We start from the raw sequence: 13,005 nt of genomic DNA on the forward strand, positions 1-13,005 counted from the left end.
CCTTGTCCTGATTTAAATTTAATCCACTATAAGCGGTATAAAATGCGTCAGCGGTTTTTGTGACCAAAAGGTTTACCGAATGGCGCGGACGGCTTGGATGAAGGCAGCCATTTTGGCTTCGTCTTTGATGCCGCCGGCACTTTCCACGCCACCTGAAACATCGACTGCCACCGCATTGCTGGTTTGGATGGCTGCTGCGATATTTTGCGGAGTTAAGCCGCCTGCCAGAATCCAAGGTTTGGTCAGATTGTCCGGCAGCAGCGTCCAGTCGAAGCTCAGACCTGTGCCGCCGTATTCGTTGGGATGGTAGGCATCAAACAATAGGGCGCGGGCGTTGGGGAATCGGGTTTGTGCGGCTTCGATGTCTGAAGCAGATTGGACGCGTATGGCTTTGAGATAGGGGCGGTCAAACTGACGGCAAAATTCATCGTCTTCGTCGCCGTGAAATTGGATGATGTCGATGGGTACTTGCCGGAGGGTTTCGCGGATGGTTTCTGCTGTTTCATTGACGAATAAGGCAACGACGGAGACGAAAGGGGGAAGGGCTGCCACGATTTTTTTTGCCTGTTCGGGCGTGACGGCGCGTTTGCTGGCGGCGTAAAAAACCAAACCGATGGCATCGACGCCCAGCTCGGCAGCTTTTCGGGCGTCTTCGGGGCGGGTGATGCCGCAGATTTTGATGCGGATGTTTTTCATCTGTTTTCCTTTTGGGGCGGTCTGTTCGGTTGGTTGCAAAAGATGTGCCGCCGTTTAAATGGGGCATGGGCGTATTTTTGTTGATATCGTTCTTTACGGTCAAGGTCGTCTGAATATTTTCAGACGACCTTTTTGTCTGTCTTCTTCAACGTCTAACTTGAACAACTGACGCAAACCGGAATGCTGCCTTCGGGCGGCGGTTCGGCAAGGTCGGCGAACTCTGCCTGTTCGTCAAAGGGACGGGCGAGGCAGCGGCGCAGGCGTTCGATTTCGCGGTAGTCGCCGTTTCGGGCTTGGGCGATGGCCTGTTCGGCAAGGTAGTTGCGCAGGATGTAGAGCGGGTTGGTCAGGTTCATGCGTATTGCGCGTTCGGCGGGATTGCTGTTTTCGGCGCGCAGGCGTTGGCGGTAGCGTCCGAGCCAGCGGATGAAGGCGGGCGGAACGCCGTTTTTGAAGGTTTGTTCGAGTTTGGGCGGGAGGGGTTCGCCGTGTGTATTGCTGACTTCGGACAGGTTTCTGAAAAACAGGGTGAAGTCGGTTTTTTGGTCTTGCAGGGCGGCGAAGAGGTCGGCGATAAGGCTTTCGTCGTCTCTCTTGTCTGCTTGCTGCAAACCGAGTTTGCGGCGCATTTTCTCTAAATAGGTCGTCTGAAAAACTTCTGTCCAGCCGTCGATGAGTTGCTCGAGGGTGTCGTGTGGGACGAGGGTGTCGAAGCAGGAGGCGAGGGCGGCGAAATTCCAATGGGCGACGAAGGGCTGGGCATTGTAGGCGTAGCGGCCTTGGGTGTCGGAATGGTTGCAGACGTGGCGGCGGTCGTAGTCGTCGAGGAAGCCGAAGGGGCCGTAGTCTATGGTCAGCCCCAGTGCGGACATGTTGTCAGTATTCATCACGCCGTGACAGAAGCCGACGCTTTGCCATGCGGCGACGGTATCGGCGGTGCGGTTTCGGATTTGTTCCAACAGGGCGGCGTAGGGATTGTCGGCATCTCGGCAGCCGGGGTAGTAATGCCGGATGAGGTAGTCGGCAAGTTGTTGGATTTCGGCTTCGCGGCCGGTGTAATAGAAGTATTCGAAATGGCCGAAACGCAGAAAGCTCGGGGCGATGCGGGTCAGAACGGCGGCGGTTTCGACGGTTTCCCGATAAACGGGGTCGTCGCTGCCGCACAGGGCGAGGGCGCGGGTTGTGGGAATGCCGAGACCGTGCATGGCTTCGGAACAGAGATATTCGCGGATGGAGGAGCGCAAGACGGCGCGCCCGTCGGCAAAGCGGGAATAGGGCGTTTTGCCTGCGCCTTTGAGCTGCCACTCTTGGCGTTGTCCCGCGGCATCGACGGAATCGCCAATCAAGATTGCTCGCCCGTCGCCAAGGCGCGGGGTATAGATGCCGAACTGATGGCCGCTGTAAACGCCGGCAATGGGTGCGGGCGCGTATTGCGGCGCGTTGCCGCTGAGGTAGGCAAGGTTGGCGGTCGTCTGAAAATCTGTATCCAGATTCAACTCTGCCGCCAAATCGGTGTTGAAGGCGACCCAGTAGGGCGCGGTCAGCGGCTCAGGGGAAACGCGGGAATGGAAAAACGGCGAGAGTTCGGCGAACTGTTGGGTAAGCAGGGGGAGTGTGTGCATGGGATTCCTGGCGGGGGCGGATAAAGCGCGGGTATGTTTATTGTGTTTTAGAGTTGGATGCTGCCTGTTTGGTTTTCAAGCATTTTTAAAACAATGCCTGCTGCCGTTGTTTCAAATAATCTGCCAGCGGTTTGGGCAAACCGTAATCTGCCAAATTTTCGGGTTTCACCCAGAAGCGGTTATCTTTTGATGCGTTTTCAGAACGGGGCAGCGTGTCGGGCGAACTGATTTGCGCTTCAAACGGCGTAATCATCAATAAACGATGCGTCAGGCGGTGGGTAAGGGCGGGTTGCTCGGAAAGGTCGTCCCACGGGGAGGCTGCGCACTCTGAAAAAATGCCGAGCTTTTCGGCGCAAGCGTATGTTTCGTTCAGGGTTTCAAAACACGGCACGCAATACAGCCCGCCCCAAATGCCTTTGGCAGGACGTTTTTCCAGCAAGATTGCGCCGTCTGGGTTGCGGACAATCAGCCAGTAAAGCGGCAGGGTTTGCACTTCGGGGGCGGTTTTTTTGCGCGGCAGCTCGGCGATGCGGTTTTGCTTTTTCGCTTCGCAGATGTCCGCCATCGGGCATTGATGACACAAGGGTTTTGTCCGTTTGCACACGGTTGCGCCCAAGTCCATCAAACCTTGCGTATAGGCAGGCATATCGGTGTTTTCAGACGGCAGCAGGCTTTCGGCAAGCGTCCAGAGCGAGTTTTCGAATTTTTTGTCCTGCGGATTGCCGTCGCGGGCGAACACGCGGCAGAGCACGCGTTTGACGTTGCCGTCCAAAATGGTTTCGCGGCGGTTGAAGGCAAAGGCGCAAATAGCGGCGGCAGTGCTTCTGCCTACGCCGCAGAGGGTTTCCAAGTCTTTGCGTTCGGATGGAAACGTACCGCCGAATTGCCCGACGACTTGTTGCGCGGCTTTGTGCAGATTGCGCGCGCGGCTGTAATAGCCCAAACCCGCCCACAACGACAACACTTCGTCTTGCGGCGCAGCGGCAAGCGTTTGTACGGTCGGGAATTTTTCCAAGAAACGCGGATAGTAGTCCAACACGGTGGCAACCTGCGTCTGCTGGAGCATGATTTCGGAAAGCCAGACGCAATAAGGGTTTTTGACCTGCCAAGGCAGGTGGTGGCGACCGTGTTGTTTCTGCCAGCGGATGAGCCGTTCGGAGAAGGGGATGGGTGTGTTCATTAATATCAATCAGTGGTTTTATTTATATTGAAAACAAAATGTTATGGTATAACATTGTGAAAATAATTCTTATTGACTTACGTTTTATAGGGGTATATAACTCATATAAAGAGACTTTATTGCAGTATTGAAATCATTTATCAACAAGCAAGGAGTATCAGCATGAAAGCAATGGTTTATCACGGCGCAAACGACATCCGTTTTGAAGAAAAACCCCGTCCGCAGATTATCGATCCGACCGATGCTGTGGTGAAAATCGTCAAAACCACGATTTGCGGTACCGACTTGGGTATTTGGAAAGGCAAAAACCCCGAAGTCGCCGACGGCCGTATTCTCGGCCATGAAGGCATCGGTATTGTAGAAGAAGTCGGCGAGGCTGTAAAAAACATCAAAGTCGGCGATAAAGTCATTATTTCATGCGTCAGCAAATGCTGTACTTGCGACAACTGCAAAATCCAACTCTATTCACACTGCCGTAACGGCGGCTGGATTTTGGGCTACATGATCGACGGCACGCAAGCCGAATACGTCCGCACGCCTTATGCCGACAACAGCCTCGTTCCGCTGCCCGACAACGTTAACGAAGAAGTCGCCCTGCTGTTGAGCGACGCCTTGCCGACCGCCCACGAAATCGGCGTGCAATACGGCGATGTCAAACCTGGCGACACCGTATTCATCGCAGGCGCAGGCCCTGTCGGTATGTCCGCCCTGTTGACCGCCCAACTGTACAGCCCCGCCGCCATTATCGTTTGCGATATGGACGAAAACCGTTTGAAACTGGCGAAAGAATTGGGCACGACCCATACAATCAGCCCCGCTTCAGGCGACGTCTCCAAACAAGTCTTTGCCATCGTCGGCGAAGACGGCGTGGACTGCGCCATTGAAGCCGTCGGTATCCCCGCCACATGGAATATGTGCCAAGACATCGTCAAACCGGGCGGTCATATCGCCGTCGTCGGCGTGCATGGTCAATCCGTTGATTTCAAACTGGAAAAACTCTGGATTAAAAACCTCGCCATCACAACCGGCTTGGTAAACGCCAATACCACTGAAATGCTGATGAAGGCAATTTCCAGCAGCTCCGTCGATTACACCAAAATGCTGACCCACCGTTTCAAATTCAGCGAATTGGAAAAAGCCTACGACGTGTTCAAACACGCCGCTGAAAACCAAGCCATGAAAGTGGTGTTGGAAGCGGATTGATTTGAAAAAGATTATTGAGTTTTAAAAAGATAGGGGTCGTCTGAAAACAGATTTTCAGACGACCTCTTTATTTATTGGGCTGATGTTTGGTTCAAATGGAGCGATTTTTATAGTGGATTAAAATAAAAATGAGACAAGGCGGCAACGCCCGCCGTGTACGGGGAGTACATAAGGGCGTTGGCAACGCCGTATCATTGCAATTTTAATCCACTATAAAGTCCATTCGTGATAAACCTTGCCGTACTCATTTTCAGACGACCTTTCGCCATCTATCCGTAAATTTTTTCCCTCACATCAACCAACGCCGCCAACGCCGAAGCGGCATTTACCGTTTCGGGCAGGTCGGAAGCCTCAAATGCCGTTTCCACTTCCGCCATCAGCCGTTCTGCTTTTTCCAGCAGGTCTTCGTAGGAGGATTCGCCGCGTTTGATGGCAAGCAGTTCGTCGCGGTTGGGGCGGCGCGGGCGGATTTCGCCGTGGAGGGCGATGTCGCGGGCGGTTTCGAGCAGGCGGAAGGTGTGCATCATGTTTTTGGCGTCGTAGCCCTGTCCGTGTGCCTGCGTGCCTTGGTAGCGCGTTTCGTTGCGTTCCGCCAGCCATTGCTGATAGGAGGCGTATTCGCGGCAGTAGCTGCTGTATCCGTCTTGGTTGAAGGAGAGGTAGGCAAGCGCTGTTTCACCTTCGGGAACGGAGCTGAGGGAGAGGTTGGTGGCTTCGGGTTTGAGCGCGACGCCGTGGTAGCCGCGCGTGCCGTCGGGGTCGTGAAACAGGGCGTAGAGTTCGCGGGCGTGGGCGATTTTGACCAAACCGACGCGCCGCTGCTCCATTCCGCGTTGCGAAAGCCAGTGTTGCAGCGGCACGGTTTGCGCGCCTTCTATGATGTAGCAGAAATCGAGCACGCTTTTCTTTTCAGATGGCATCGGGTTGCTGATTTTCTTGTTCAGCCCGCGTGCTTTTTTGATTTGCCCGTAGGCGTATCCTGCGAAACTCTGGCGGCAGGTTTTGGACACAAACCATTCGGTTTTGAACGCGTCCATCAGCGGCGAACGGTAGCGCACGCAGTCGGGCGGCGAGGCGAGCAGCTCCAGCGTGTTCGGGTTGCTTTGCAGCAAAAGCTCGATAAACCGCCCCAGTTCGTAATAAACGATGTCGTTGGTTTCGTTGCTGATTTGCGGGATGTATTCCATGCCGTAAAACATGGATTTGGGCAGGTAAAACACGCCTTTGATGTCGGTATCGGATTCGGGCGTCGCCAAACCGTAGGCGCGGCTGCCGGAAACGGCTTCGAGCAGAAGCAGGTTTTGTGTGTGTAAGTCTTCGATGGTGAGCATTTTCAGACGACCTTTTGTAATTGATGGCTGAAACCTATTCCAGCCAAGCCAAATATTGCGCCTGTGTCAAAATTTTCGGCGCGGCGTTTTTTTCTTCCAATAGCGGTGCGGTATAGAGCAAATCCGTGCCGTGCCACGCATAGAAGTCTATTTCTCCATCGTAATCATCCCAAAAATTCGGAATATATTCGTAGAGCGCATCGGTCATGCGTGGCGGGGCAGACATGGGGTTGTTGAAATCTGCCAGCAGCAGGGAATAAGGCGCAGCCCAATAGCAGCCGCCCACTGCCAGCATATCGTTGGTGGGATTGTAATGCGCTTCCGTCCAGATAAATGTTTCCGTGCCATCCAGCGCGGCACGCGGCAGATACTGCATAATTTCCCCTGTGGCAAAGTCCAGTACGCTGTATCCGTACAAATCCTGACGGAACAATAAATAATTCCTGCCGTTGCTGTGGGCTATATATTGGTAAAACGCGGCAGAATCGTCCAGCGACTGCCACTGCGTTACCGCGTCGCCCGCCGAATCACACAGCCGGCACAGGCTGCCGCTCAAATTGCGCCTGCCTGCTTCGCCGGCGTAACTGTCGATGTGCAACGTATGCTGTGTCGGAAATGTCAGCATATGCTGCCCGGTACGGTTCTGCGGCGAAAACAGGGATTGCGTAGCCTGCTGGATGACGCGGTACTCGGAGGTTTGGGCGGCGTTGGTGCGGGGCATATTCTGGTTTTCCGTATTATTTGTTTGATAATAAGATTTCTGGTCGGATAGTTCTATCCGACAAAAGCCTTGATGCTCCTGTCAGTACCATCTATTTTCACCATACCCAAATGTTGGATTTGGGAATCTGAACTACTGCTGCTGTTCAGGCTACGGATAAACCGCCGCCAAAGTTTCGCGGAACAATTCATTCAGCGGCCCGCTGTCGGCGGCTTGGGCGGCAGGTGCGGATAATTCGGAAACTTCGTTATATAAATCAACGGTCAATCGTTGCAATTCGGGCGACAGCGTATGCAGGTAACTTTCATCCTGTTCCGCTTTGATGGCCACTAAATCGGTGATTTGGGTGGCGCAGTCCGTTTGCCATTCGCTCATCAGCTCGGCCAACGTCATAGGCGGAATCCCGCCTTGTTTCACTGCCCACCGTGCTGCGAGCAGCGGGCGCAGGACGTAAAACCATTTTTTCAGTTTGACGGGGTGCGCCAAATCCATGTTTCTCAAAGCGTTGCCTGCAATGCCGCGATAATGGTGCAGCAGCGCGGCGGCTTGGACGTATTGCGGCGCGAGCGCGTTCAGACGGCCTGTGAAATCATCGTCCTGCGTGTAAACAATCGGCGAACGCAGCCATTCGAGCAGCATGGCATTGCTTTTCCGCAGCAGGCGCAACGCCTTGCGGATGTCCCAGCCGCCGACGTCAAACCATTGGTTTTCGATAAATTCAAACGTGTCTTTCGCTTCGTCGATTTGCAGATAATATGGCTGCGGACGGATATAAATGGCGCGCACGTCGTAATCGCTGTCGGGCGAGGAAAAGCCCCATGCGCGGCTGCCGCTCTCTACCGCCAACAGGAAATGCAGCGGCTCGGTATGGGCGATGTGGGTGAGTTTTTCTTGAATCGTTTGTTTCATGATGTTTCTTTTAATAGAGGTCGTCTGAAAATCCTAAAACAGGTTTTCAGACGACCTTTGCTTTTTGATGGATGGCGTGTTCGACCGAATCAGTCTTTCAACCTGAATTCCGCCGAGCGCGCGTGGGCGGTCAGGCTTTCGCCGTGTGCCAACACGCTGGCGATTTTGCCCAGTTTCTGCGCGCCTTGTTCGGAGACTTGGATCAGGCTGGAGCGTTTTTGGAAGTCGTAAGTGCCCAGCGGCGAGGAGAAACGGGCGGTGCGGCTGGTGGGCAGGACGTGGTTGGGGCCGGCGCAGTAGTCGCCGAGGCTTTCGCTGGTATAGCGTCCCATAAAAATCGCGCCGGCGTGGCGGATTTTTTTTGCCCATTCCTGCGGGTTTTCTACTGATAATTCCAAGTGTTCGGGGGAAATGTAGTTGGCGATTTCGCAGGCTTCGTCCAAGTCTTTGGCGAGTATCATCGCGCCCCTGTTGCCGAGCGAGGCTTCGATGATGTCGCGGCGGGGCATGGTTTCGATGAGGCGGTTCATGGCGGCTTGGACTTCGTCGAGATAGGGCTGCGACGTGCCGATGAGGATGGCTTGGGCGATTTCGTCGTGTTCGGCTTGGCTGAACAAATCCATCGCCACCCAGTCGGCGGGCGTGGTGCCATCGGCGATGACGAGGATTTCAGACGGCCCTGCCACCATGTCGATGCCGACTACGCCGAACACGCGGCGTTTGGCGGCGGCAACGAAGGCGTTGCCCGGGCCGGTGATTTTATCGACCTGCGGTACGGACTCGGTGCCGTAGGCGAGGGCGGCAACCGCCTGCGCGCCGCCGACGGTGAAGACTTTGGTAACGCCCGCGACGAAGGCGGCGGCAAGCACGATGTCGTTGCGTTCGCCTTTGGGCGTGGGAACGACCATGATGATTTCTTTCACACCGGCGACATGGGCGGGCATGGCGTTCATGATGACGGAACTCGGATACGCCGCTTTGCCGCCGGGGACGTAAATGCCGACGCGGTCAAGCGGTGTAATCTGTTGTCCCAACAGCGTGCCGTCTTCGTCCTCATACGTCCATGATTCCATTTTTTGGCGTTGGTGGTAGCTTTCGACCCGTGCTGCGGCGGTTTTCAAGGCGGTTTGAATTTCGGGCTGCAAACGCTCAAACGCGGCCTGCAAGTCGTTTTGGGTGAGGATGAGGTCGGTTATGGTTTGGGCGGACGTGCCGTCGAAGCGGTTGGTGTATTCGATGAGCGCCGCATCGCCGCGCTTTTGCACATCGGTGCAGATGTCGGCGACGATGCGGTCGATTTCGGGATTCTGCGCGGTCTCAAAGGCCAGCAGGGCTTTGAGTTCGGATTGGAAGGCAGGCGATTGGGTGTTGAGTTTTTTCATGATTTGGGATTCTCCTTTGTTATTTTGGGACTTGGGGTCGTCTGAATATTCTCTTGTTCAGTCTCTGTCTCTGTTTTGGGTCTGATATACGCTTTTTCGCCCGCGCCGCCGAACTTCAATTCGGGCAGGCATTTTTGTTGTAAACCGAGTTTGGCTAATACCTCTTCGCTACGAGAGGTAGTGCGGAAACGGTAACGGGTTTGTTTTCTGCCGTTTTTGGTTTCTTCAAGCGTTTCGAAACCGTCCACCTCATACGCGCTGACAACGGCGTTTTGCAGCCCGGTGTGAACGCCGATAACGTATTTCACTTTGGAGGCGGCATCTTTGCCGATAACCCAGTTGCCCAACGTACGCGATTTGAGGTTGGCATCGTCTTGGTTGTCGAAGCGGTAGTCGGTTTCTTCGTCGGTATCCAAGTCCAAAGCGTCTTGGATTTTGACGGCGAGAATCAGGCCGTCGGGATTAAGGCCGTCAAGCGGGCAGGGCGTGAATTTGAAGCGGTCGTCGAGTTCTTCCGCGCTGATGCCGCCTGCGCCGCATCCGGCAGATTGGTTTTTGAATTTTTTGCCGACAACGGATTTGACGAAATGAATCAGGGCAGTTTCGGCGGCCTGCGCTTCGGCTTCGGTCAGATGATAGCTGATGATATGGCGACCGAGTTTCTTGCATTTGGCGATGGCTTTGCGTGCCGGTACGTCAATGTCGCCGTCTTGTGAACGGGCGGCTTGTTCGTGCTCGAAGATGCGGTTGTCGCAGCCTTTGCCGATGTAGAGGATTTTGTCTTTTTTCAGGTCGGTCAGACAATAGACGTAAAACCGACGCTCTCCGTTATTCAAAACGGACAGGGTTGAATCTGAAAATTTTTTTATTTTTGCAACCATTTTAAATCCTCCTATACAGTTTACTGCCGGTGGTATTTTCAGACGACCTGTCGGCGGGAACGGCTAGGGTCGTCTGAAAACGCATCTTCATTCAAATGAACGCTCACCCCGCCTTCGCTGCGCTGCCGAACGCTTGAATAATCGGCTCCAGCAGCGCGTGTTTCGTTTTCAATGCAGCTTTGTTGACCACCAGACGGCTGGAAATATCGACAACGTGTTCGACCGCTTCCAAGCCGTTTGCCTTAAGCGTGTTGCCGGTGGAGACCAAATCGACGATGGCGTCGCTCAAGCCGACCAGCGGCGCAAGCTCCATCGAGCCGTAGAGTTTGATGATGTCGACGTGTACGCCTTTGCCGGCGAAATGCTCGGCGGCGATGTTGGGGTATTTCGTCGCGATACGCAGGCGGCTGCCGGGCTGCGAGGCGGCGGTGTAGTCGAAACCTTTGCGCACGGCAACCATCATGCGGCATTCGGCGATGTGCAAATCCAGCGGCTGGTAAAGCCCGCTGCCGCCGTGTTCGATTAAAACGTCTTTGCCTGCGATGCCGAAATCTGCCGCGCCGTATTGGACGTAAGTCGGCACGTCGGTGGCGCGGACGATGACGAGGCGGATGTTTTCATGGTTGGTGCCGATAATCAGTTTGCGCGATTTTTCGGGCGCTTCGGCGGGAACAATGCCCGCCGCCGCCAAAAGCGGCAGCGTTTCTTCAAAGATGCGTCCTTTGGACAGGGCGATGGTCAGTGTGTTTTCAGTCATTGTTGTTGTGTGCCGTCAGACTTTGAACCCGTACCAAGCAGGCAGCCTGACTTTCTCCATTGTATGTTTCAGATGGGAAAAAGGTCGTCTGAAAACCGCGACCAGCATTCAGACGACCCCATGTGGATCAAAGCAGTTTTTTGATGTCGGCGGCAATGGTCGCCGGCTCGCTGCCGTAAGGCGAGAAAATCGCCACTTCGCCGTTTTTGTCAATCAGATACGCGCCGGAAGAGTGGTCAACCAGATAGTTCTCGCTGTCTTCCTTCTGAACCACTTTGGAGGAAACCACGCGGTATTGCTGTTTGATGACCGGCAGGCTTTGGTCGCCTGTCGCAGTCAGACCGATAAATTCAGGATTGAACTGCTTGACGTATTTGCTGATGACTTCAGGCGTGTCGCGCTCGGGGTCGATGCTGACGAACACTACTTTCACATCTTTCGCCTGATCGCCCAATTGTTTCAATGTGTCGCTGTAAGTCAGCAATTCGGTCGGACAAACGTCGGGGCAGTGTGTATAGCCGAAGGACAGGATCACGACTTTGCCTTTCAGGTCGCTTAAGCTGAACGGCTTGCCTTCACCGTCGGTCAGCGTGAAATCGCCGCCGATGTCTTCTTTACGCATATCCGTTCCCGGACCTTGCGGTTTAGGAGCGGCAGCAGCATTAAGCGAGGTCGTCGTTTCAGGAGAAGAAGCAGGCGTTGCGGCTGGGGCGGACGCTGTTGAAGAAGCAGCTGAAGCAGGCGCAGGATTTTGTTCCGGCGCTTTGGCTTCTGGTTTGCAGGCAGCAAGTGCGGCAAGGGCGAATGCGCCCAAAATGGCGGTACGGATTGCAGTAGGCATCATAAAAATTCTCCAATGCGGGTATGGTGTGTGAACGTCGTCTGAAAATAAAAAATGAAACGAACGCCGCCATCTTAGCGCGTTTGCAACATTTAATATAGCGGTTTATGCCGTTTTTCGGCTGAAAATGAATGATGTTTGATATAAGTGGAAAGAGTAGGGCGCGTCGGGAACAAAATAAAATAAATTTAATGTTTTTAAAAATCAAAAATATAAGCAATATGTCTGCAAACAAGGCAAGATTTTGCTTTACAAGCCCGAATACGCCGCTATAATAGCGACTTCTTCACCAGCCCAGGTGGCGAAATTGGTAGACGCAGGGGACTCAAAATCCCCCGCCGCAAGGTGTGTCGGTTCGAGTCCGACCCTGGGCACCACAAAAAAACCGCTTATCAGCGGTTATTTTTTTGCCTGTTAGAATTGAATGCGGTAAACCAATTAATTGATAAATCAGGATTTTTGTTGGGTTTTGCTATCCGTGTGTTATTTGCATCGGCTTGAGGCAGTTTGGCAAAAATCAGTTCAGTTTGTCCGCGTTTCCTTCCGCCCATACTGAATAAATGCCGCCAAGCCCGTTTTATGACAAAGGTCGTCTGAATCAAACTATACTTTCAGACGACCTCTATTCAATCACGGAGCTTATCCATGCCCATCCGTCTGACTACATTATCCCTGATCCTTGCCGTCGCAGCCTGCACGCCTACCGCGTCCCCATCGGCAGAAACTTCGCCAACCGTTACCAAAACCGCCATCGATACCGCCTATTGGACCGAACAGCCGTATTGCAGCGGCCGCTATCAATTGCGTCTGCCGTCCAAACGCCGTCATGGCAGTACGCACCTTGGTTACAATGGTTGGAGCGTGATGGTTATGTTTAATGATTGGAATAGAAACGTTAGGAATATCAATGAGTTTAAGCAAAGGGGTAGAGCAGGAACAAAAATTGTTGTTGATACCCGCACCCTGATTCCGGATCGGGCGATGATGCAGGTAAGACGCGGGGGATACCATTGGGAAAATATTATCGGGAAGGACGGTATGCCTTACGAAGCCGATTTATATTTCAAGCTGGATAATGATGACGCTTATATCGTACGCAGTTTTTTCTATATCCCTGCCGAAAACGGCAAAGCTCCTGCCAACTGGAAAGCCCAAGAAAAAGAAGCGATCAACACCATAGAGAAAAAATTCCGCCAAGAAATCCTCAGCGGGTTGAAAACAAGACAGGAATTTGAAGTGCCAAATAAACACGGCATCTGTCTGATAGGCGGTTTTATCTCCGATGACGGTAAAAAACAGTTTGAAGTTCATAGCACCGTCGAATTTGCCAAGCAACACGATATGAGTCTGGAAATCATGCACGGAGACGTGTTGAAAGCAGGTGAAGCGACGCTGCTGAAACGTAAGGTTAATTTAGATAAGGGCGCAATAGTTAAAGCCCTAACGCACACCATCCGCCAAGGTAAACGCACCATCAACGGT

The 13,005-nt window shown here is 53.5% G+C and carries 13 protein-coding genes and 1 tRNA gene; 4 read left to right on the forward strand and 10 right to left on the reverse strand.

Annotated elements, in window-relative coordinates; genetic code table 11:
* Positions 1-72: 72 nt before the first annotated feature.
* The 3 genes from HMPREF3277_RS01215 to mutY all read right to left on the reverse strand — a co-directional run bounded on the left by HMPREF3277_RS01215 (position 73) and on the right by mutY (position 3,498).
* On the reverse strand, positions 73-696 hold the full coding sequence (locus tag HMPREF3277_RS01215) for a phosphoribosylanthranilate isomerase (protein WP_070869793.1): 624 nt from the start codon (positions 694-696) through the stop codon (positions 73-75).
* Between the two features lie 152 nt (positions 697-848).
* Positions 849-2,318 carry a protein adenylyltransferase SelO gene (locus HMPREF3277_RS01220; RefSeq protein ID WP_070869794.1) on the reverse strand — a complete coding sequence of 490 codons (1,470 nt, stop codon included), beginning with the start codon at positions 2,316-2,318 and terminating at the stop codon, positions 849-851.
* Positions 2,319-2,403: 85 nt separating this feature from the next.
* Complete coding sequence (gene mutY / locus HMPREF3277_RS01225) at positions 2,404-3,498, reverse strand: A/G-specific adenine glycosylase (protein WP_070869795.1); 1,095 nt, start codon at positions 3,496-3,498, stop codon at positions 2,404-2,406.
* A 162-nt stretch (positions 3,499-3,660) separates the two neighbouring features.
* On the opposite strand from mutY, the gene HMPREF3277_RS01230 reads away from it, so the two are divergent.
* Positions 3,661-4,701, forward strand: coding sequence for a zinc-dependent alcohol dehydrogenase family protein (locus tag HMPREF3277_RS01230; protein ID WP_070773709.1), 1,041 nt, complete (start codon positions 3,661-3,663; stop codon positions 4,699-4,701).
* 269 nt (positions 4,702-4,970) lie between these two features.
* Here the strand turns inward: HMPREF3277_RS01230 and HMPREF3277_RS01235 are convergent, their stop codons facing one another.
* The 7 genes from HMPREF3277_RS01235 to HMPREF3277_RS01265 form a co-directional block, all read right to left on the reverse strand.
* Positions 4,971-6,032 (reverse strand): DNA polymerase beta superfamily protein, encoded by a 1,062-nt coding sequence (locus tag HMPREF3277_RS01235; protein ID WP_070869796.1) that lies wholly within the window; start codon positions 6,030-6,032, stop codon positions 4,971-4,973.
* A gap of 34 nt (positions 6,033-6,066) precedes the next feature.
* Positions 6,067-6,753: a cysteine synthase gene (locus tag HMPREF3277_RS01240; RefSeq protein WP_070869797.1), complete on the reverse strand. Its 687-nt coding sequence runs from the start codon at positions 6,751-6,753 to the stop codon at positions 6,067-6,069.
* A gap of 150 nt (positions 6,754-6,903) precedes the next feature.
* Positions 6,904-7,662 carry a nucleotidyltransferase domain-containing protein gene (locus HMPREF3277_RS01245; RefSeq protein ID WP_070869798.1) on the reverse strand — a complete coding sequence of 253 codons (759 nt, stop codon included), beginning with the start codon at positions 7,660-7,662 and terminating at the stop codon, positions 6,904-6,906.
* Positions 7,663-7,751: 89 nt separating this feature from the next.
* Positions 7,752-9,044, reverse strand: coding sequence for a histidinol dehydrogenase (gene hisD / locus HMPREF3277_RS01250; RefSeq protein WP_070869799.1), 1,293 nt, complete (start codon positions 9,042-9,044; stop codon positions 7,752-7,754).
* Entirely contained in the window at positions 9,041-9,925 is an 885-nt protein-coding gene (locus tag HMPREF3277_RS01255) for an endonuclease (RefSeq protein WP_070869800.1), read from the reverse strand. Before HMPREF3277_RS01255 ends, hisD begins: the two co-directional genes overlap by 4 nt.
* A gap of 103 nt (positions 9,926-10,028) precedes the next feature.
* Positions 10,029-10,682, reverse strand: coding sequence for an ATP phosphoribosyltransferase (hisG, locus tag HMPREF3277_RS01260; RefSeq protein WP_070498943.1), 654 nt, complete (start codon positions 10,680-10,682; stop codon positions 10,029-10,031).
* A gap of 127 nt (positions 10,683-10,809) precedes the next feature.
* Entirely contained in the window at positions 10,810-11,526 is a 717-nt protein-coding gene (locus HMPREF3277_RS01265; protein WP_094113430.1) for an SCO family protein, read from the reverse strand.
* A gap of 289 nt (positions 11,527-11,815) precedes the next feature.
* Here HMPREF3277_RS01265 and HMPREF3277_RS01270 point away from each other — a divergent pair.
* The 3 genes from HMPREF3277_RS01270 to HMPREF3277_RS01275 all read left to right on the forward strand — a co-directional run.
* Positions 11,816-11,900, forward strand: a tRNA-Leu gene (locus tag HMPREF3277_RS01270).
* A 183-nt stretch (positions 11,901-12,083) separates the two neighbouring features.
* On the forward strand, positions 12,084-12,401 hold the full coding sequence (locus HMPREF3277_RS15540) for a hypothetical protein (RefSeq protein WP_246830741.1): 318 nt from the start codon (positions 12,084-12,086) through the stop codon (positions 12,399-12,401).
* On the forward strand, positions 12,394-13,005 hold a 612-nt coding region (locus HMPREF3277_RS01275), incomplete at its 3' end, for a T6SS immunity protein Tli4 family protein (RefSeq protein ID WP_246830742.1). The genes HMPREF3277_RS15540 and HMPREF3277_RS01275, both read left to right, overlap by 8 nt.

Source organism: Neisseria sp. HMSC70E02, assembly GCF_001838645.1.
Lineage (GTDB): Bacteria > Pseudomonadota > Gammaproteobacteria > Burkholderiales > Neisseriaceae > Neisseria > Neisseria macacae.